Genomic DNA, 20,166 nt, shown 5'->3' on the forward strand with positions numbered 1-20,166 from the left:
TTGACATTATTTTTTTCAGAGGGGACCTAATTAAATACCGTTGAAGAAATGTTCTGGCATATCGACATGCTTAGTTTCTACCGGCGATAAATATTATGTGCTGGTGGCGCTTTATTCTTAATTAAAGGAGAAGACAATGGGAACATTAACAGGAAAAAAAGTGTTTATTACCGGTGCTGAGCAAGGTATTGGTAAAGAGACCGCAAAAAGACTGATTGAAGCCGGGTGTGATATCTATATTCACTACTTCAGTGGTGAAGAAGGTCCCAGAGAATTAATAGCCCTTGCGCAGCAGCGCGGAGGTAAGGCGACCTGCGGCTACGCGGATTTAACCAGGGAAGAGGATGCGGCACGGTGCGTTACCGAAGCGGCGGAATTTTTAGGCGGGATTGATATCTTGGTAAATAACGTCGGCGGGATTATTGCCCGCAAATGGCTCGGGGAGATTGACCCGCAGTTCTGGCGCACCGTAATTGATGTCAACATGACCACGATGCTCAATGTGACGCAACAGGCGTTGCCGTGGCTAAAAGAGGCAACGGATGGCGCGAGCATCGTGAATCTGGCCTCGTTAGCCGGGCGTTCCGGCGGGCACTCTGGCTCGCTGGTGTACTCTATGACCAAAGGGGCGGTACTGACGTGGACCCGCTCGCTTGCCGCCGAACTGGGTGAGTTTGGCATTCGGGTCAATGCCGTGGCGCCGGGGCTGATTCTGGGCACGCGTTTTCATAACCAGCATACCACCCAGGCCTCGGCTGACCGTACTGTCGAAGAGATCCCGTTGGGAAGAGCCGGTACGCCGGAAGATGTTTCGCGGGCGATCTGTTTCCTCGCCTCCGAATACGATGGTTTTATTTCTGGCGCCACGCTTGATATTAACGGCGGTATTTATCGGGCATAACTTCGAGGGGCGGGAATATCCCGCCGAAGAGCTTATCCTTCCAGGCGTATATTGTTGCAGTCAGTTTGGACATGGACAGGCTATGAACTAAGGACACCGATTAATGATTAAGTCAGACATTATTCACCCGGAGCTACTTCAGGCGCTGGCCCTATGTGGCCATAAAGCCAATATTCTTATTGCCGATGCGAATTATTCACTATTAACCAATTCATCACCACGGGCACAAATCATTTATCTTAACTTTTCTCCGGGGTTAATTGGCAGCGTAGTGATTTTACAAAAAATACTCGGTTATATTAACGTTGAAAAAGCGCTGCTGATGTCCAGCCCGGATGATTTTGAGAATACAATTGCCAGCGAATATAGCAGCCTGCTTTCTGAAATGACCGAACCGGAATATGTGGCCCGCGATGCGTTTTACGCACTGGCAAAATCGTCGGATACTCTGCTGGTGATCGCCTCCGGCGAGACCCGCCGCTTTGCTAATATTCTGCTCACCGTCGGTCCGACGCTGTTGTGATGGCGGGGCGACTCTCCCGCCACCGACCCGGCTGAAGCGCGTGCTTTAGCCTTCGGTTGCATCGCGTACCGACTGACGGCACACCAGCGAAGGCGTAAACAGAAACTCCTGCGCCGCAAGCGACGGGTTTTCGGTTCGCTCAATCAGCCGTTTCACCATGACCTCCGCCATGTCACCCAGCGGAGGCATCACCGAACTCAATCCGGGATAAACCAGCCCCGAGAGCGGGATGTTGTCGATACCGATAATGGATATCTGACCCGGTACGCTCACTCCGGCTTCATGCAGGCCGGCCATCAGTCCAATACCGAGCGCGTCATTGATCGCCACGATGCCGTCAGGGCAGGGCGACAGGCGGCAGATCTTTTGCGCCAGCGAGCGGCCGAGTTCGGTCATTTCCGTATCGCCGTAGGCTGCTATCGTCTGCTCTTCGATAATCATCCCTTCACGAAATATGCCATGGTGCTGTACTGCGCTGAGAAAACCTTCGATTTTATGGGCGCGGCTGGGGGTCATCCCGGCTGCGGTGGCGAAGATCAGGCGCCGACAGCCACGGGCAATCAGATGCTCTGTCGCTAAACGGCCGGCCTCGATGTTATCCATGGAGACGCTGTCGAGTGCCAGGCCGCCGGAAGCGGCGTTTACCGGCATTCGACCGTCGTAGTTGACCATGATCATTCCCTGCTCGGCGGCGCGGACGAAGTGCGGCTTTTCAATATCACCGGCGGCGACAATAATGCCGCGCACGCCATGGGCGAACATGTCTTCCAGAAAGGCTTCTTCCTCTTCAATCTGGCGATAGGTGTTGCCGATCAGCACACGATAGAGCCGCTTTTTAGCCGCCAGATCAACCTCCCTCACCAGCGAGGCGAAGCTGGGGTTAACGATGGAGGGAACCAGCAGCCCGATCATTTTGGCCTGGCCAGTTTTCAGTTGCTGGGCGACACGATTGGGGAAGTAATTCAGCGTTTGCATGCTTTGCTGAATGCGCGTCAGGGTCTCCTCGCGCATCTGATCGGTGCGACCATTGAGGACATTGGATACGGTACTAACGGACACGCCAGCATGTTTAGCGACATCGCGAATGTTTGCCATACATCTCCTTTGTAGCAATGGGTGAGTGGCTGACTAACGATCGTCTGCGGCCTTTTTATATGACCTCTGCAAACCTCATCCAACATCGCTTTCTTATCGGGGGGATCATCAACAATAACGGTTTAGTGTAACGTTACAGTTGGCGCTGTCAATGCGATTGCGATCTTCACCTGAACCCGGCATTAACGGCATTTATGAATCCTGCTCATAGTCCTTATCCCAATCCTGGGGATTATCCACCGTTATCTCCGGGTTACTATAATTCAGAAACACATTCCTGACAGGAATGTCAGAAAAATGTCAGCCAGATGACGGGTGTGAAACGTTAACATTGCTTGTGTTCTCGGGCTGGACTCAACGAGAGGGAATAAGATGCGCTTGTTATTAGTTGAAGATGAAGAAAAAACATCGAGTTACCTCAATCGCGCACTGGGTGAGTCAGGCTTTACGGTTGATGTCTCCGCGGATGGTGCAGAGGGTCTGCATTACGCACTGGAATTTGATTATGACGCGATCATCCTCGACGTCATGCTGCCCGGCATGGACGGCTATCGGGTGCTGGAAGGCATTCGGGCCAGCAAACAGACGCCGGTCCTGATGCTTTCCGCCCGCGGCGCCGTCGACGAGCGGGTTAAAGGGCTGCGGCTGGGAGCGGATGATTATCTCCCCAAACCGTTTTCGCTGATTGAACTGGTGGCCCGCATTCAGGCGCTGGTACGCCGGCGTGCCACGGATGGCGCCGATATCACGCAGCTGCACATTCACGATTTGCAGCTCGACCTGCTGGCCCGCCGGGTATTTCGTGCCGGAGTCCGTCTGGAGCTGACGGCGAAGGAGTTCTCTTTACTGAGCCTGCTGGCGCGCCATCAGGGCGAGATTTTATCCAAAATGATGATTGCCGAGCAGGTCTGGGATATGAACTTCGACAGCGATGCCAACGTGGTGGAAGTGGCCATCAAGCGGCTGCGCGCCAAGGTCGATGCACCGTTCGATGTCAAACTGCTGCATACCGTTCGCGGCATGGGGTATGTCCTTGAAGTCAGGGCAGAACCGCAGAGTTAAGCACAGGAGTTAAGCATGTCCAGGCGTTCTATCTCCGTCCATATGGCGTTGATGTTTGCGTTATCCGCCTTACTGATTGTCGCGGCCATCGGCATTTTGCTGAGAAGTTCGCTGCATGACTCTTTACGACGGCAGATGCATAACGAGCTGCATTTTCGCGAATCCCTGATGAGCCCGTGGATCACCGCGCGAACGTCGGCGGACGGCTGGTCGACGCTGGCCAATAAATTTACCGTGCTTGCCAGTTCGGAAGGCGAGCGGGTGCGCTACTGGATCGTCAGCGATGACCCCCGCTTTAGCGTGGGCGGCACCCCGCCGGTCGGGGTGCAGTGGGCGTCGCTGAAAGAGGGCTTCAACACCGTGCCCGGAGCGACGGATAACGCCTGCTCATTGTTCCTGCTGGTGAAAACCATTCCCGCCAACGGCGAACGGCCTGCTCTGCGCTACGTCGTCGCTATTGATTCCACGCCTTATATGGGCACGCTCAATGCCTTTACCCATACGCTGCTGATTATTACCGTGTTGGGGGTGTTGATTGTCGCCGTGCTGGGCTATGCGGCAAGCCGAATTGGCCTGCGGCCGGTGGGGGCGTTAAGCCATCAGGCACGGCATCTGGTGCCGGGAGACCATGGTCAACGCCTGGATACCGAAGCATTACCAGTAGAGCTCCAGCCGCTGGCCTCATCCTTTAATGGCGTGCTTGAGCGCCAGGAAATTGCCTGGCGGCAGCTCGAAAGTTTTAATGCTGATGTAGCCCACGAATTGCGCACGCCGCTGACCAATCTGATCGGTCAGACCCAGTTGGGGCTGTCGCGGCGGCGTTCGCCTGAAGAGCTGGAAGAGCTGCTGGGATCCAACCTGGAGGAACTTGAACGCATGGCCTCCATCGTCAACGATATGCTGTTTTTGTCGCATGCTCATGCGGGTGAACATGCCTCGCAGCTGACCCGCGTCTCCCTGCGTGAAGAAACCCTGAAAACCGCTGAGTATGTCGAGCCTTCATTTGCTGAAAAGCAGCTTTCGCTGGAGGTTGAAGGCGAGGCGATTGCGCATATAGACCGCCGCCTGTTTCACCGTTCGCTGGCAAATTTGCTGGAGAACAGCGCCCGACACTCTCCGCCACACGGCACGGTGACCGTCAGGCTCAGCGAACAGGACGATCGGGCCTGCGTGGCGGTGTCGAACCCCGGCGAACAGATTGAGCCCGGGCATTTGCACCGCCTGTTTGAGCGTTTTTACCGGGTCGATTCCTCACGGGCGAAAAGTGATACCCACCACGGTCTTGGCCTCTCGATCGTGCGAGCGGTGGCGATTATGCATCGCGGGGACGTGTTTGCCCGTAGTGAAGGGGGCATCAATACCTTTGGGATCACCTTTGCGATGTTGCCGAACCCTGATGCAGTGCGAAACCGCGTGCCCTATTCGGATATCTCCGCGGTACCGGAGCCTGCCGACGCTATTGCCCGGCATACCTCTGCCTGACAACCGGCAGAAGTGTTGAGCTGCTATGGCAGCAGCTCAAAGGTGATCGATATTAATGTGGTGGGGTGAATCGCCTCCGGCGGCGGGTTATAGAGTGAACCCGCCTGGCCATACAGCGTGACTGTGCCGCCTTTAAAGCCGGACGACAGGACTTTATCCATCAGCGGATCGGTTTGTTTGTCATACACCATGCTGGAGTTCATGCTGTTTAATATCGGCGTACCGTCTAGTTTCTTCTCCAGAATATTCATGGACAGCAACTCGTCAGGCTTGTATTTTTCCTTACCTTTCTTATCCACCACAAAATAGACGCCGTTCGGCAAGATTTCGTATTTTTTATTCTTTATTTTCGCCATGATTTTATTATCGATATCAACAATCTTTGCCGACATCTGGTCATTCAGGGCGTTAACGGTTTTTTCAATCTCACTCTCTTTTATTTTCAGTTTTTGATGGTAGGCATCGTTAAATCCAAAGACCAATGCCGCTGGGGCGAGCTTGATCCCGTTATCGGTCATTTTTTCCATTGCCGATAAGGCCTGGGTCAGATAGAAAACCCCTAAGGCATAGGCGTTTTTATTGTTTTTATCTGCAAGGTTGAGCTTGTCGTCTTTTACCGCCACTCGGTCGAGGGCTGACTGTAACATCTTATTTTTATCGGTTAATGCGGCAACCGCAGCATCGTGTTTCTTTTTCGCGGCTTCAGCGGCGGTTGTCAGTTCTGTATTCTTTATACTCAGCGCGTTCAGCTTTTCGTTCTGGCTACCGTCAGGCGCCGTGCTTCGGGATTCCAGCGCGGCGATCTGCGCCGTTAGCGTGCGGGTGGTCTCGTCACGCCTTTTCTCTGCCGCTTTGACTGCGGCACTCAGTTCGGCATTCTGTTGACGCAGAGCCGCTATCGTATTATCTGCTTTACTGCCCTGGCCGGCGGCCTTTCTGACGGGGGCTGGCTTCTGAGAGGCTTGTTTTCTGGTTGTACTGCCGCCTCCCGGCCGCTGCTGGCCCGCGGGCGATTCTGCCGCTCCGCTATCTGAGGGCGGTGGATGCTGGATCTCGAGTTTAGAAATATTTTCGAGGAAGTCTTCCCCCGCAGAATGCGCAGGGGGGAAAACAAAAAGGGTAGAGAGCACAACGGCAAGCGTCAGCGGGCGACGCTGGTATGTTTTCAGTATCCCCGGACGGTGGATCATCTGGCGGTCCCGTCATTGAGATCGGCTTTTTTCGCACGACTTTCAAATTCTTTTATTAGCTTCTGCGAAATACTATTACATTTATCGTTGATCTTGTATTCAAACAGCGGGGTGATGGTTGATTTCACGCTGGCCGATGTTTGCCCTGAGACCGAAGCATAGAATTTCGCATCGTTAATTAAACCATACAGCTCACTGGAGTCTTTCTGGAATTTTTTATCTAACTTAACCAATGCATCGGCATCCTGGATACACTGCTGCAGAGCGGGTAATTGGGCCGGTTGTTCTTTTTGCGTGGCAGGCGCGTTGATTAACGCGCTGTCTGTTTTTTTTATATTGGCACAGCCCTGTAATACACCCACGGAAATACAAACTAACGCCAACAGGTTATTCCTTGTCATGATTCCCACCATAATAAACACTATTTGATAAGTTATATTTATCGACACTAGCAGAAAGAATTTTAACTCACAACGATGCTGGTTTGCTTTTACCTTAATTCAGATTAAGCACTTCAAAGGTTGTTTTTTTAACCAAATAGTGAGAATCATCCTGGCGAAATACAATAACGTTATTATCCTGATATTCCCCACGCCAGGTGTGCGGCCGGAACGCGTCAGCGGGCGGGCGGCAGACTCCTGCCGGATTAATGAATACATCTAATAAACCCTAGTTCATTCCGCTATCTAATCGAATAAATCACTCTGCGTTATGCTTCTCTCACACAACAGCTGAAGGATAACGTCATGCAAACGGTAAAACTGAATAATGGTATTGAGATGCCCCTGCTGGGCTTTGGTGTCTTCCAGATGACGGATGCCGCAGAGTGCGAGCGTGCCGTGCTGGATGCCCTTGATACCGGCTATCGCCTGATTGATACCGCCGCCTCCTATCAGAATGAAACCCAGGTGGGGAATGCGCTCCGGCAGAGCGGCATTGCGCGTGATGAGCTTTTTGTCACCACTAAACTGTGGCTCCAGGACACCAGCTATGAAGGGGCGAAGGCACAGTTTGAACGTTCACTGAACCGCCTGCAGCTGGATTATGTCGACCTGTATCTGATTCACCAGCCATACAGCGACGTGCACGGGGCATGGCGGGCGATGGAAGAGCTGCAGCAAGCCGGGAAAATCCGCGCCATTGGCGTGAGTAATTTTCACCCGGACAGGCTCGCGGACCTGATGGCCTTTAATCAGGTGGTACCGGCGGTCAACCAAATTGAAGTTAACCCGTTCCACCAGCAGCTGCAGGCGGCGCCGTGGATGCAGAGCCGCGGTATTCAACCTGAAGCATGGGCGCCTTTTGCCGAAGGGCGAAATGGACTGTTCCAGCATCCGGTATTGACGGCGATCGGGGAAAAATATGGCAAAAGCGTCGGTCAGGTCGTTTTACGTTGGATCTACCAGCGTGGCATTGTCTCGCTGGCGAAATCCGTGCGTAAAGCGCGGATGGAAGAGAATATCAATATCCTCGATTTTGAGCTGAGCCCGGAAGACATGGTGCACATTACCGCTCTGGATACCGCCACCAGCGCCTTCTTCTCGCATCGCGATCCGGCGATGGTGGAGTGGCTGACCGGCCGCAAACTCGACGTCTAAATCTAATAAAAGAGGAACCTGGCACATGCAAAAACGTTCTCTTGGTCAATCAGGTCTTGAAGTCTCGGCTCTGGGTTTGGGGTGTATGGGGCTCAGCTATGGCTACGGCCCGGCGACGGATACCCGTCAGTCGATTGAACTGATCCGTGCTGCCGTGGCGCGCGGTGTGACCTTTTTTGACACCGCGGAAGTCTACGGTCCGTATCTGAACGAAGAGGTGGTTGGCGAAGCCCTGAAACCGTTTCGCGACCAGGTGGTGATCGCCACCAAATTTGGCTTTACCTTCGGCGACGACAATAAGCAGCAGATCCTCAACAGCCGTCCGGAACATATTCGCGCGGCGGTCGAGGGCTCGCTACGCCGCCTTAAAACGGATGTCATCGATCTGCTCTATCAGCACCGGGTTGATCCGGATGTGCCGATCGAGGACGTCGCCGGCACCGTAAAAATGCTGATCGCGGAAGGCAAGGTTAAGCACTTTGGCCTGTCAGAAGCCGGGGTTGAGACCATTCGCCGGGCGCATGCCGTCCAGCCGGTTGCCGCGCTGCAAAGCGAATATTCGATGTGGTGGCGCGAGCCTGAGCAGGCAATTTTACCGCTGCTGGAGGAGCTGGGGATCGGGTTTGTACCCTTCAGCCCGCTAGGTAAGGGGTTCCTGACCGGCGCCATTAAGCCAGGGGCGACCTTCGGGGCCGATGATTTCCGCAGTAAAGTGCCGCGCTTTGCCGCTGAGGCAATCGCGGCGAACGAACGGCTGATTGCGTTACTCGGTGAGTTGGCCGCGGAGAAAGGCGTGACGTCGGCGCAAATCGCACTGGCCTGGCTGCTGGCGCAAAAACCGTGGATAGTGCCGATCCCGGGGACCACCAAACTGCATCGTCTGGAGGAGAACCTGGGGGCGGCAGATGTTGTCCTTTCGTCGGCGGATTTGCAGCAGATTACCCAGGCGCTCGATACCGTGAAGGTGATTGGTGAGCGCTATCCCGCAGAGATGCAGGCGCGAGTGGGACGATAACCGTAGCGGGCTGGCGGATAGCCGTCGGCCCGTTAATCGCAATCGTTACTCGTTATAGCGCAGTGCATCAATCATCAGCGCGAACGCTGGCGGATGCTGTTTTCGGCTGGGGTAGTAGAGGTAGTAGCCGGGGAAAGTGGGGCACCACGTCTCCAGCACCTGAGCCAACGCGCCGGAACGGACCGACTCCGCAATCACATCTTCCGGCACGCAGGCGATGCCAAAGCCGGACTGTGCCGCATCAATCCTTTCTGACAGCAGGTTAAAAGTCAGCTGTCCCTCAACCCGCACGCGCAGCGGTTTACCTTCGCGCTCAAACTCCCAGTGATACAGGCCACCCGCGGTGGGCAGGCGCATATTAATACAGCGGTGATGCTGCAGATCATGGGGCGTTTCCGGAGTGCCGTTGGCAGCAAAATAGTCGGGGGAAGCCACCACTGCCATGCGCATATCCGGGCCAATTCTGACGGCTATCATGTCTTTATCGACGCTTTCTCCCAGCCGCACGCCGGCGTCGAAACGGCCGTCCACAATATCTACGAAGCCGTTATCCACCACCAGCTCAACGTTGATTTCCGGGTACTCCCGCAGAAACGGTTTCAGCTTTGGCCATACCAGGCTGCGAACGGCATGTTCACCCGCAGACAGGCGGATATTGCCTGACGCGGTGCCGTTCAACTGCAGCAACATCTCCAGCTCTTGTTCAAGCTCGGCAAGGCGTGGCTCCAGGCTGGCGATGATGCGTTCACCGGCCTCGGTAGGGGAGACGCTGCGGGTGGTTCGGGTCAACAGACGCAGGTTTAAACGCGCTTCCAGCGCCTTGATGGCGTGGCTGAGCGCGGATTGTGAGACGCCGAGTTTGCTAGCCGCGCGGGTGAAACTCCGCTCCCTCGCCACCGCCAGGAAGATTTGTAGTTCGTTGAAGTTCTCTTTAAGCATCGGCGATTTCCTTATTGAGCCCGGTCAGCCGCTGGTCGCACTCATGAAGACCGTTCATAGACGCAATCATTTTAGCCCGGTTACTGAGAATAATGGCAAGCGGTATCCTGTTTTTAACGTCATTTGGTTACTGAATACAGAAGGTGTTCCATGAAAATTCTTATTGCAGGCGCGACCGGTAGCGTCGGCCTCCCGGTGGTAGAGACCGCCATCGCTATGGGCCATCAGCCCAGAGCATTGGTCAGAAACCGCCAGAAAGTGCGGGTGTTACCTCGTCAGACCGAGGTGTGCTACGGCGACGTGGCGCTGCCTGAGACGCTGGCTGAGGCGGTGAAGGAGATTGATGCGGTGATTTTTACCCTCGGCTCCGACGGCCAGGGGCGTATCGGCGCCCGGGCGATTGATTACGGCGGCGTGCGAAATATCCTGCGCCTGCTGGAGGGAACCCAGGTGCGGATCGCTCTGATGTCGACCATTGGGGTCACCGAGCGGCTCAGCAGCTGGAATCAGCGTACCGAAGTCCATGACTGGAAACGGCGCGCCGAGCGTCTGGTCCGGGCCAGCGGGCATCCGTATACCATCGTCCGGCCGGGCTGGTTTGATTACAACAAGGATGATGAGCACCAGCTTGTGATGCTGCAGGGCGACCGTCGCCATGCCGGTACGCCGGATGATGGCGTGATTGCGCGGGCGCAAATTGCGCAGGTGCTGGTTTGTGCGCTCACCAGCGATGAGGCGAGAAACAAAACTTTTGAGCTGGTGGCGGAGAAAGGAGAGGGGCAAGGGGATCTCAACCCGCTGTTCGCCGCGCTTGAGGCGGATCGGCCGAAAAATATCGACGCCATTCTGGATATCGACAATATGCCGCTTGCTGAGGAGCCAGCAGGGATTGTTAGTGAGCTAAATTCTTTTTTGAATCAATACGATGAAGTGAAATCACTTTCCTGACAAAGATGTCAGGGGCTCGTCAGGTCTCCGACAGGCGGGAGCCGTATACTGTTTTCAAGGATGTAAATAATGACGCAGAGACGTTTAATTTAAACGCGGCGGAATATATCCCCTTTCACTTTTTTATTTAACGAGGTATCCGCTATGAAAGCGATCTTAATTTCCGCAGTACTTATTAGTTCCGGCCTGTTTAATGTAGCCAGCGCGGCTCAGTTGGTGAATGACGCCGCCGGTAAAGAGAAAATCGGCGTTGTCTCTGCCAGCAATGCAATGACGCTGGATGAGCTGTCTGATGCCTTATCTCATAAGGCTGATAAGCAAGGTGCCAGCACTTATAAAATTCTGTCGGCGACCGGTAATAATCGTCTGCACGGCGTCGCCGAAATCTACAAATAACAGATTTACGGCGTCTTCGGCTGATATCGTTGTGTCTCTAACGTGAGTGCTCATCTATGTTTAAAACAGAAGATATCATCGAAGAAATTACTGACTGGATCGATCGGAACATACATCAACCGCTGAAGATCGAAGATGTTGCCGCCCGTGCGGGATATTCTAAATGGCATCTTCAGCGTGTTTTTGTTCAGGTGATGAACGTCAGTCTGGGGAAATATATCCGCGAGCAGAAACTGAATCTGGCGGCAAAGGATTTAGTGGAAACCGATGAGGCGATTATCAATATTGCCTGCAAATATGGTTTTGATTCGCAGCAGACCTTTACCCGGGTATTTTCACAGCATTATCGTCTACCGCCCTCGCGTTACAGACATATGAACCGATATCAGAGCTAAATGGACGATACATTCCAGACCGTCTTTTGAACGATCTGACCATGTTTTTGAGTCGTTATTTGATGTAGGAGTCCAGTACCTTCAGCACAATATCAAGGTCGTCTTCTCGTTTTACTTCATCACTTTCATGAACAATGTGTTCAGTCAGATGACCTTTAATCACTTCCCGCATTAAGCCATTCACCGCACCACGTATCGCTGCGATTTGCTGGAGAACGGCAGCACATTCATGCGGCTCATCAAGCATCTTTTTCAGTGCCACGACCTGGCCCTGGATCTTACTTGCTCGTGCTTGAAGTTTTTGTTTATCGCGGATTGTATGAGACATGGTGGCCCCTCCTCAGAATGATTTCAGATGAGTATAAAGTTAAAGATCTACTGGGGGGTAGTATTTGATACTGGGGGGGAGTAGAATCAGGCCGTCAATCCGCAACTAAGAACTATTCTCATGAACGAATTCACATCACTATTACAACAAGGCAATGCGTGGTTCTTTATTCCCAGCGCCATTTTATTGGGTGCTCTTCATGGCCTGGAGCCTGGGCATTCAAAAACCATGATGGCCGCTTTTATCATTGCGATTAAAGGCACTGTTCGTCAGGCCGTAATGCTTGGGCTGGCGGCAACGGCTTCCCACACCGCCATCGTGTGGCTGATTGCTTTTGGCGGCATGTATGTCAGTAACAAATTCACCGCAGAATCAGCCGAACCGTGGTTACAGTTAGTTTCTGCTGTGATCATCCTTGGCACTGCATTCTGGATGTTCTGGCGTACCTGGCGAGGGGAAAGAGGTTGGCTGGAAGAGATGCAGCAGGGTGAGGAACATCATCATGATGACTTACGGATTATTGATACCGGACATGGCAGCGTAGAGCTTTCAATCTTCGAAGAAGGGCAATCTCCACGCTGGCGCTTACGTACTCTCAGTGGCAGAAAATGGGAAGCTAACGATGTTTCTCTGGTAACACATCGGGGGGAAGGGGCGTTCTCACAGGTTTTTGATTTTGCAGACAAAGGGGAGTATTTAGAGTCGGCATTGACTATCCCTGAACCGCACAGCTTTGATGTTTGCTTGTCGCTAGGCCATCGGGGTCATGTCCATGATTACGACGTGGCGTTTCATGAGCATGGTCACGATCATGATCATGATCATTCGGCTTTGGAAGGCCTGGATGTTAATTCTAAAGAGTATCAGGATGCACATGAACTGGCTCATGCTAATGATATCAAGCGGCGTTTTACTGGAAAGGACGTCACAAACTGGCAGATTTTGTTATTTGGCCTCACGGGTGGATTAATCCCTTGTCCTGCGGCAATCACCGTGTTGCTCATCTGCATTCAACTTAAAGCATTAACACTCGGCGCCACTCTGGTCGTCTGTTTCAGCATTGGCCTTGCTTTGACTTTAGTGACCGTTGGTGTTGGTGCTGCGGTCAGTGTTCGTCAGGTCGCAAAACGCTGGAGTGGATTTAATACCATTGCTAAGAGAGCACCTTATGTCTCAAGCGCCCTAATCGGACTTGTGGGGCTATACATGGGCGTTCATGGTTTAGTGGGTATTTCTGGCTGAGGCCCGATCGGGCTTCTTTTCTTTGAACTAGCCAGTACCAACAATTAACCACAGCGGCAACAGCTACTGACAGAATCACTGCGAAAAAATCACATGTTAAGAAAGAGTATCGACTAAATTGATTTGAAATATTTTTAGGTGATGGTGCCGATAATAGGAGTCGAACCTACGACCTTCGCATTACGAATGCGCTGCTCTACCAACTGAGCTATATCGGCCCTGAGAGGGACGTGATCGCCAGGCGAATCACGGGGTAAAAGGTTAAAACTAAGTGGGTGACGCGTCAATGGCCTTATGAATCAAACGGCTACTTTTGCATCACCCGCTTAGCATTAAGCACGAATCGTATCGTCGCCGAAACCGATCCACTTATAGGTGGTTAACGCTTCCAGGCCCATCGGGCCGCGGGCGTGCAGCTTCTGCGTGCTGACCGCCACTTCCGCGCCGAGGCCAAACTGGCCGCCGTCGGTGAAGCGAGTCGAGGCGTTGATATATACCGCTGAGGAATCCACTTCGTTGATAAAACGGTTGGCGTTGCTCAGGGTACGGGTCAGGATGGCATCCGAGTGCTGGGTGCCATGCGCACGGATGTGCTCGATGGCTTCATCCAGGCCGGCAACCACTTTCACGTTCAGATCCAGCGACAGATACTCGTCGTCATACTGCGCCGCTTGCACCGGCTCGACGCTTGCCGGACCGGTCTGCAGCACCGGCAGCGACAGGGCGTCGGCATGCAGCGTCACGCCGCTCTCCGCCATCTGTTGGCTGAGGGCCGGCAGGAAGTGCCCGGCGATATCCTGATGCACCAGCAGCGTTTCGGCAGAGTTACAGGCGCTCGGGCGTTGAACCTTGGCGTTGACGATAATTTTAAGCGCCTCGGTGATGTCGGAAGAATCATCGATATAGATATGACACACGCCGATGCCGCCGGTGATCACCGGAATCGTCGACTGCTCGCGGCACAGTTTGTGCAGGCCAGCGCCGCCGCGCGGGATCAGCATGTCGATATACTTATCCATCTTCAGCATCTCACCTACCAGCGCACGGTCCGGGCTCTCAATGGCCTGGATGGTCGCCGCCGGTAATCCGCACTCCTGCAGGGCCTGCTGAATCACTTTCACCGTTGCGGCATTGGTTCGCCACGTCTCTTTCCCGCCGCGCAGAATCGCCGCGTTACCGGTTTTCAGGCACAGGGAGGCGACATCAACGGTGACGTTTGGACGCGCTTCATAAATGACGCCAACCACACCCAACGGGACACGACGACGTTCGATCCGCAGCCCGCTATCCAGCAGACCGCCGTCGATGACCTGGCCGACCGGATCCGCCAGATTGCAGACCTGGCGCACATCGCTGGCGATCCCGCTTAATCGTGCCGGGTTGAGCGCCAGACGGTCGAGCAGGGCGTCGCTCAAACCATTCGCGCGTGCTTCCGCCAGATCTTGCGCGTTCGCGTGCAGGATCTCGTCGGTCTGCGCTTCAAGATAATCGGCAATTTTTTCCAGAACCTGATTCTTTTCACGACTGGAAAGTTGCGCGAGTTTGTATGAGGCCGCTTTGGCAGCAATGCCCATTTGTTCCAGCATTTGAAGCTCCTTAACGGATGATCATATCGTCACGATGGACCGCCACCGGACCGTATTCATAGCCCAGAATGGCATCAATCTGCTGCGAGTGTTGCCCGGCAATCATGCGCAGCGCATCGCTGTTGTAACGGCTGACGCCGTGGGCGATATCACGACCTTCGCTATTACGAATGCGGATAACCTCGCCACGGGAGAAGTTGCCCGTCACGGTTTTGATCCCTTTTGGCAGCAGGGAGCTGCCTCTTTCCAGAATGGCCAGAGTCGCACCAGCATCGACGGTAATTTCACCCGCCGGCGGGGCGCCAAAGATCCAGCGTTTGCGGTTCTCCAGCGGTGATTCCTGCGCATGAAAACGGGTCCCGACCGACACGCTCTCCATAACATCGGCAATCACTCCTGGGCGGTTGCCGGCAGCAATAATGGTGTCGATACCTGCACGGCAGGCGACGTCGGCGGCCTGCAGCTTGGTGCCCATTCCGCCGGTTCCCAGACCGGAAACGCTATCGCCGGCAATGGCGCGCAGCGCGTCATCAATGCCGTAGACGTCTTTAATAAGTTCTGCCTGCGGGTTGTTGCGCGGGTCTGCGGTAAACAGCCCCGGCTGGTCTGTCAGCAGCAGCAGTTTGTCGGCACCGGCCAGAATCGCCGCCAGTGCGGAAAGATTGTCATTGTCGCCGACTTTAATTTCAGCGGTGGCCACGGCGTCATTCTCATTAATGACCGGCACAATATTGTTATCCAGCAGCGCGCGCAGGGTATCGCGGGCGTTGAGGAAGCGCTCGCGGTCTTCCATATCGGCGCGGGTCAGCAGCATCTGGCCGACGTGAATACCGTAAATAGAAAACAGCTGTTCCCACAGCTGGATCAGACGGCTTTGTCCTACCGCCGCCAGAAGCTGTTTTGACGCAATGGTCGCAGGCAGTTCCGGGTAGCCGAGATGCTCACGTCCGGCGGCAATGGCCCCGGAGGTCACGATGACAATACGGTGGCCCATTGCGTGCAGCTGCGCGCACTGGCGCACTAATTCGACAATATGGGCGCGGTTCAGGCGACGGGATCCGCCTGTTAAAACACTGGTGCCCAGTTTTACCACCAGCGTCTGGCTATCACTCATGATTCTCTGCCGTTCAAAAGGAATATCGATATCGAGCTGATGTTTTAACAGGACTCACGCCGCTTGCCAACACTTGCCGTGTCGGGCGAACCACTTTATTGCGCAAGATCGGGCATTGTGGCGATGCTTCATGACGAATTTATGACAGAAACATCTAAATACTCTTTTTTATAAAAAGTTCCACATTGTCATAAATTTTTAATATCGGAGCGTTAAAAAACCTCCTGTTTTCACGGGGCCTTCGCCCGGAATTGATTAGCGCGTATAAATAAATCACCAGGACTGAATAATGAAAAAGAGCTCACTGGCATTAATGATGATGGCTTTTGTCGCATCTTCCGCTACACAAGCAGCAGAAGTTTATAATAAAGACGGTAACAAGCTGGACGTCTACGGCAAAATCAAAGCGATGCACTACTTCAGTGACTATGACAGCAAAGACGGCGACCAGACCTATGTGCGTTTCGGTATTAAAGGTGAAACCCAGATCAACGATCAGCTGACCGGCTATGGTCGCTGGGAATCTGAGTTCTCCGGCAACAAAACAGAAAGCGACTCCACTCAGAAAACCCGTCTGGCGTTTGCCGGTGTGAAACTGAAAAACTACGGCTCTTTCGATTACGGTCGTAACCTCGGCGCCCTGTACGATGTTGAAGCCTGGACCGATATGTTCCCGGAATTCGGCGGCGACTCTTCCGCACAGACCGATAACTTTATGACCAAACGTTCCAGCGGCCTGGCAACGTACCGCAATACCGACTTCTTCGGGGTGATCGACGGTCTGGATCTGACTTTGCAATATCAGGGTAAAAACGAAGATCGCGACGCCAAGAAACAGAACGGCGACGGTTTCGGCACCTCATTAAGCTATGACTTTGGCGGCAGTGATTTCGCCGTCAGCGCGGCCTACACCAGCTCTGATCGTACCAACGACCAGAACCTGCTGGCACGTGGCGTAGGCTCCAAAGCCGAAGCCTGGGCTACCGGCCTGAAATATGACGCCAACAATATCTACCTGGCAACCATGTATTCTGAAACCCGCAAGATGACGCCAATCAGCGGTGGTTTTGCTAACAAAGCGCAGAACTTTGAAGTGGTGGCTCAGTATCAGTTCGACTTCGGTCTGCGTCCGTCCCTGGGTTATGTCCTGTCGAAAGGCAAAGATATCGAAGGTATCGGCAACGAAGATCTGGTCAACTATATCGATGTCGGCCTGACCTATTACTTCAACAAAAACATGAACGCCTTTGTTGATTATAAAATCAACCAGCTGAACAGCGATAATAAGCTCGGCATCAACGATGACGACATCGTGGCGCTGGGGATGACTTACCAGTTCTGATGAGACGCTCTCCCGTAGGGATGAGCGAGGCAGAAATACAAACCGCAGCCATCAGGCTGCGGTTTTTTTATGGCGGGCAATTAATGATTTTTTGCCAGATGCTGAGGGTCGCTATTCATGGTGACCTGCGCGTTATACTCTTTCGGCAGGCGGCGCGCCTGATAGAATACCGAGTTCCAGTACGGGTTATCTAATGAAGAGCGCATCACTCCCTGGCTGCTTGAGGCGTGCAGGAAATTGTGCTCCGTATCGTAGAACCCGACGTGCATCCCGCCGTGGATCCGGAAGAACACCAGGTCCCCCGGGCGCAGCTGCTGGCGGCTCACGCGAACGCCCATATGCAGCAGATCGCCGGTGGTCACGCGCTCCATCGGTAAATTGAAACGGTCTTTGAGCGTGCGCCAGACGAAGCCTGAACAGTCGACGCCGCTTTGTGCCGTGCCGCCCCATTCATACGGTGTACCGTCCCAGGTGTGCATTTGATCGTGCAGAGCCGCGACGACCGGGATCAGATCGTCCGATCCGCTATCGATCGGCTCATAGTGATGGTGGGCCGTGGTTTTAGGTGGTTTTTTAGATGACGATGAACATCCTGCCAAAATCAAAAAAGGAATAAATAATAAAACAAGGGACAGTTTAGGCTTCATATCATTATTTTCATGTCAGGGGATCGACCGTCGTCTTTTATAGCGTATTCTCCATATCGCCAGAAAGGGTTAGTTAAAAATTTACGAAACCTTACGTAGGGAAAATCACCATATTCCTGTTTTTTAACATTTTGATTAAATATCCGGGAGCGAACCGTGTTGTTGTTTATTAATAAACAATTTCACGCTGAAACCATATTGAGTGAAAAATAATAAGACTCATCTTATTTAACTTTATCTTCCGGCGGTGGGGCAGGTGAAAGATCCTCATCATCCCGCCATTGCGTGGCGGGGCTGGCGTCCAGTACTTTGTTCGTTCAGGGAACTTAAGAGGCTAACTTATGCATCTGGATTTTCGCCAACTGCGCAACTTTGTGGCGTTGGTTGAATATGGCAGCTTTCACCGCGCCGCAGAAGCGGTATGCCTGTCGCAATCGGCGTTCAGCCGCAGCATTCAGGCGCTGGAGCAGAGCGTAGGCCATCCGTTATTCGACCGGCAAAGTAAACTGCCAACGCTGACGCTGCACGGACAAAAGCTATTGCCTTACGCTCGCCGTTTCCAGGAGCTTAACGTTGAGCTCAGCAGCCTGCTGTGCGAAGCGGATGACGACCAGAGCGGTGAAGTGGCGTTCGGCTGCGGGCCAGCTCCCGCGGCGCGCCTGATCCCGGCGGCCATCGGGGCGTTTCATCGTCGTCTGCCGCAGGCCAGAGTGCGGTTTCAGGTCGATAACTGGTTTGCCCTGCATCACGCGCTGACCACCCAGCAGTATCCTTTCGTGGTCGCCGATAGCTGGCACGCCGAGCTGGATCCGCAGCTGCGGGTTCAGCCGCTTAGCCCACAACGTTGTTTCTTCGTCTGCCATGCCGATCATCCTCTGGCCCGCCGGGGGCCGGTCTCCATTCAGGAGATGCTGCGCTACCCCTTTGCCGCGCCGTACCTGCCGCCGGGCGTCAGAAAAGTGCTGGCGACCCTCAGCCAGCAGCAGGATTTCACGCCGACGATCCAGTGCGATCACATTTATGCGCTGCTATCGACGCTGGCGGCGACTCAGGCTATCAGCTTTGCCAGTGAGGATGGCTTTGCTCTGTGCCAGCACAGCCATCGCCTGGTGAGGCTGGAGCTCAGCGACCTTCCTGAAGAGTGGCGGTTGATGCAGACCCGGTTTGCCATTATTTCTCCGGTACACGCCGCCCGCTTACCGCTGGTGGACGCGCTGATCGATATTATCCTGCACACCGACCGCCAGCATCAGATCGCGCTGCTGGCGCAGGAGGAGGGGGCTTAACCGGCGTGTACCGCCTGGCCTTTCGCATCGTACTGCGGCCAGTGATTTTCCAGCTGTTGCGCCTTCAGGGCCTGCTCGACAAACTGGCCGTCTACCCACTGGTTGATCTCAACGCTGTTGCGGATCAATCGGCCCGATTTGGCCTGCTCGACGCTGCTGCTGAAGCTGTCGGTGAGGAAAGGATCGATCCGCGGCGAGGTGGTAAAGTTGAGATCCTCCGGGCGCAGATCTTCAAGGAACAGCGCCTGTGGGATCTGGCTCTGCTGCGCCATCTCCGCCGACCAGGCCTCGCGATTGGCCGGATCGCTGATTTCGGCAGCGTTTTTCACCAGCACGTCAATAATTTGCTGGGTAGCCTGCGGCCAGGCCTGGATAAACGCCTGGGTGCCAAGGAAGCCCGCCTGGGTTGTGTTCTGGCGGCCTGAATCGCCGCTCTTCACCACCACGTTAATCTTATCGCCACGCAGCGCCAGCAGTGAAACGCCGCCCCATACCGCATCAACACGGCCGGCCGCCAGCGCGGCTTTCCCGGCACTCCAGTCAAGGTTGATGACCTGCATACTGCGTTCGTTAAGCCCGACGGTTTGCAGCGCCCGGTCGAAGGCCAGCTGGTCCGCCGTCCCGCGATAGACCGCCACGCGCTTACCGCGCAGATCCGCCAGCTGTTTAATTCCTGATGCCGTGGTCGCCGCGAGGTAAGAATCAGAACCCCGGCTGCCCAGCAGCAGGCGCGTCGGGAGGCCGTTGGCCTTGCCGATTATCGCCGCCAGGTCGCCGAGATAGACAAAATCGAGCTGGCGGTTCGCCAGCGCTTCATTCACCGCCGGCCCCGCCCCTTTAAAAAACTGCCACTGCACCTCTATGCCCTGCGGTTTAAACACCGCTTCCAGCTGATGGCGGATAAACGCCATGCCGACCGGGCCTTCAATAAACGGTTTGCTGCCGGCGCTCTGATCCGGCACGCCGATACGAATGGTGCGCAGGCTGTCGGCCTGTACGCTGGCGACCAGGGCGATGACGGCGGCCATCGCGACGGCGGTACGGATAAAAAATGCTTTCATCATAAAGGATGGCTCC

General features: G+C 54.3%; 20 protein-coding genes, 1 tRNA gene and 2 pseudogenes. 13 read left to right on the forward strand and 10 right to left on the reverse strand.

Annotated elements, in window-relative coordinates; genetic code table 11:
- Positions 1-136 precede the first annotated feature (136 nt).
- On the forward strand, positions 137-901 hold the full coding sequence (locus ACMYSO_RS18845) for an SDR family NAD(P)-dependent oxidoreductase (RefSeq protein WP_434666730.1): 765 nt from the start codon (positions 137-139) through the stop codon (positions 899-901).
- A 103-nt stretch (positions 902-1,004) separates the two neighbouring features.
- Positions 1,005-1,424 (forward strand): RbsD/FucU family protein, encoded by a 420-nt coding sequence (locus ACMYSO_RS18850; protein WP_434666733.1) that lies wholly within the window; start codon positions 1,005-1,007, stop codon positions 1,422-1,424.
- Positions 1,425-1,469: 45 nt separating this feature from the next.
- Here ACMYSO_RS18850 and ACMYSO_RS18855 read toward each other — a convergent pair whose 3' ends face one another.
- Positions 1,470-2,519: a LacI family DNA-binding transcriptional regulator gene (locus tag ACMYSO_RS18855; protein ID WP_434666736.1), complete on the reverse strand. Its 1,050-nt coding sequence runs from the start codon at positions 2,517-2,519 to the stop codon at positions 1,470-1,472.
- Positions 2,520-2,891: 372 nt separating this feature from the next.
- On the opposite strand from ACMYSO_RS18855, the gene ACMYSO_RS18860 reads away from it, so the two are divergent.
- Both ACMYSO_RS18860 and ACMYSO_RS18865 read left to right on the forward strand, forming a co-directional pair.
- The gene (locus tag ACMYSO_RS18860) at positions 2,892-3,581 is read left to right on the forward strand and encodes a heavy metal response regulator transcription factor (protein ID WP_434586257.1); all 690 of its coding nucleotides are present in this window, start codon (positions 2,892-2,894) and stop codon (positions 3,579-3,581) included.
- A 15-nt stretch (positions 3,582-3,596) separates the two neighbouring features.
- Positions 3,597-5,063: a heavy metal sensor histidine kinase gene (locus tag ACMYSO_RS18865; RefSeq protein ID WP_434666740.1), complete on the forward strand. Its 1,467-nt coding sequence runs from the start codon at positions 3,597-3,599 to the stop codon at positions 5,061-5,063.
- 23 nt (positions 5,064-5,086) lie between these two features.
- Here the strand turns inward: ACMYSO_RS18865 and ACMYSO_RS18870 are convergent, their stop codons facing one another.
- Complete coding sequence (locus ACMYSO_RS18870) at positions 5,087-6,253, reverse strand: cell envelope biogenesis protein TolA (RefSeq protein WP_434666743.1); 1,167 nt, start codon at positions 6,251-6,253, stop codon at positions 5,087-5,089.
- The gene (locus ACMYSO_RS18875) at positions 6,250-6,654 is read right to left on the reverse strand and encodes a hypothetical protein (protein WP_434666746.1); all 405 of its coding nucleotides are present in this window, start codon (positions 6,652-6,654) and stop codon (positions 6,250-6,252) included. Before ACMYSO_RS18875 ends, ACMYSO_RS18870 begins: the two co-directional genes overlap by 4 nt.
- A 345-nt stretch (positions 6,655-6,999) precedes the next feature.
- Between ACMYSO_RS18875 and ACMYSO_RS18880 the strand changes: the two genes are divergently transcribed.
- Both ACMYSO_RS18880 and ACMYSO_RS18885 read left to right on the forward strand, forming a co-directional pair.
- Positions 7,000-7,851: an aldo/keto reductase gene (locus ACMYSO_RS18880; protein ID WP_434666749.1), complete on the forward strand. Its 852-nt coding sequence runs from the start codon at positions 7,000-7,002 to the stop codon at positions 7,849-7,851.
- 25 nt (positions 7,852-7,876) lie between these two features.
- On the forward strand, positions 7,877-8,866 hold the full coding sequence (locus tag ACMYSO_RS18885; protein ID WP_434666752.1) for an aldo/keto reductase: 990 nt from the start codon (positions 7,877-7,879) through the stop codon (positions 8,864-8,866).
- Positions 8,867-8,911: 45 nt separating this feature from the next.
- Here the strand turns inward: ACMYSO_RS18885 and ACMYSO_RS18890 are convergent, their stop codons facing one another.
- Complete coding sequence (locus ACMYSO_RS18890; RefSeq protein ID WP_434666755.1) at positions 8,912-9,805, reverse strand: LysR family transcriptional regulator; 894 nt, start codon at positions 9,803-9,805, stop codon at positions 8,912-8,914.
- A gap of 150 nt (positions 9,806-9,955) precedes the next feature.
- On the opposite strand from ACMYSO_RS18890, the gene ACMYSO_RS18895 reads away from it, so the two are divergent.
- From ACMYSO_RS18895 to ACMYSO_RS18905, 3 genes are all read left to right on the forward strand, one after another.
- Complete coding sequence (locus ACMYSO_RS18895) at positions 9,956-10,753, forward strand: SDR family oxidoreductase (protein ID WP_434666758.1); 798 nt, start codon at positions 9,956-9,958, stop codon at positions 10,751-10,753.
- Between the two features lie 144 nt (positions 10,754-10,897).
- Positions 10,898-11,149 (forward strand): DUF1471 domain-containing protein, encoded by a 252-nt coding sequence (locus ACMYSO_RS18900; protein ID WP_434666761.1) that lies wholly within the window; start codon positions 10,898-10,900, stop codon positions 11,147-11,149.
- A gap of 56 nt (positions 11,150-11,205) precedes the next feature.
- Entirely contained in the window at positions 11,206-11,544 is a 339-nt protein-coding gene (locus ACMYSO_RS18905) for a helix-turn-helix domain-containing protein (protein ID WP_434666764.1), read from the forward strand.
- A 55-nt stretch (positions 11,545-11,599) separates the two neighbouring features.
- On the opposite strand, the gene rcnR is transcribed toward ACMYSO_RS18905, so the two are convergent.
- Positions 11,600-11,872, reverse strand: coding sequence for a Ni(II)/Co(II)-binding transcriptional repressor RcnR (gene rcnR / locus ACMYSO_RS18910; protein WP_434586248.1), 273 nt, complete (start codon positions 11,870-11,872; stop codon positions 11,600-11,602).
- Positions 11,873-11,992: 120 nt separating this feature from the next.
- Between rcnR and ACMYSO_RS18915 the strand changes: the two are divergent.
- Together ACMYSO_RS18915 and ACMYSO_RS18920 are read left to right on the forward strand one after the other, a co-directional pair.
- Positions 11,993-12,379: pseudogene (locus ACMYSO_RS18915) on the forward strand (nickel/cobalt efflux transporter); the annotation flags it as partial.
- Positions 12,380-12,694: 315 nt separating this feature from the next.
- Positions 12,695-13,114 (forward strand): annotated as a pseudogene (locus ACMYSO_RS18920) (nickel/cobalt efflux transporter); the annotation flags it as partial.
- 142 nt (positions 13,115-13,256) lie between these two features.
- On the opposite strand, the gene ACMYSO_RS18925 reads toward ACMYSO_RS18920, so the two are convergent.
- The 3 genes from ACMYSO_RS18925 to proB form a co-directional block, all read right to left on the reverse strand.
- Positions 13,257-13,332 (reverse strand) — tRNA-Thr (locus ACMYSO_RS18925).
- Positions 13,333-13,446: 114 nt separating this feature from the next.
- Positions 13,447-14,700, reverse strand: a complete 1,254-nt coding sequence (gene proA / locus ACMYSO_RS18930) for a glutamate-5-semialdehyde dehydrogenase (RefSeq protein WP_434666767.1) — start codon at positions 14,698-14,700, stop codon at positions 13,447-13,449.
- A gap of 10 nt (positions 14,701-14,710) precedes the next feature.
- Positions 14,711-15,814 (reverse strand): glutamate 5-kinase, encoded by a 1,104-nt coding sequence (gene proB / locus ACMYSO_RS18935; RefSeq protein ID WP_434666770.1) that lies wholly within the window; start codon positions 15,812-15,814, stop codon positions 14,711-14,713.
- 289 nt (positions 15,815-16,103) lie between these two features.
- Between proB and phoE the strand changes: the two genes are divergently transcribed.
- Positions 16,104-17,156, forward strand: a complete 1,053-nt coding sequence (phoE, locus tag ACMYSO_RS18940) for a phosphoporin PhoE (protein WP_434666772.1) — start codon at positions 16,104-16,106, stop codon at positions 17,154-17,156.
- A gap of 80 nt (positions 17,157-17,236) precedes the next feature.
- Here phoE and ACMYSO_RS18945 read toward each other — a convergent pair whose 3' ends face one another.
- On the reverse strand, positions 17,237-17,803 hold the full coding sequence (locus ACMYSO_RS18945; RefSeq protein WP_434666775.1) for an NlpC/P60 family protein: 567 nt from the start codon (positions 17,801-17,803) through the stop codon (positions 17,237-17,239).
- A gap of 341 nt (positions 17,804-18,144) precedes the next feature.
- Here ACMYSO_RS18945 and ACMYSO_RS18950 point away from each other — a divergent pair, with 341 nt between their 5' ends.
- Positions 18,145-19,089 carry a LysR family transcriptional regulator gene (locus tag ACMYSO_RS18950; RefSeq protein ID WP_434666778.1) on the forward strand — a complete coding sequence of 315 codons (945 nt, stop codon included), beginning with the start codon at positions 18,145-18,147 and terminating at the stop codon, positions 19,087-19,089.
- On the opposite strand, the gene ACMYSO_RS18955 is transcribed toward ACMYSO_RS18950, so the two are convergent.
- Positions 19,086-20,153 (reverse strand): ABC transporter substrate-binding protein, encoded by a 1,068-nt coding sequence (locus ACMYSO_RS18955; RefSeq protein ID WP_434666781.1) that lies wholly within the window; start codon positions 20,151-20,153, stop codon positions 19,086-19,088. The two genes, ACMYSO_RS18950 and ACMYSO_RS18955, sit on opposite strands and share 4 nt — an antisense overlap.
- Positions 20,154-20,166: the final 13 nt, after the last annotated feature.

The sequence above is a fragment of the Klebsiella sp. B345 genome (assembly GCF_051131735.1).
Lineage (GTDB): Bacteria > Pseudomonadota > Gammaproteobacteria > Enterobacterales > Enterobacteriaceae > Klebsiella.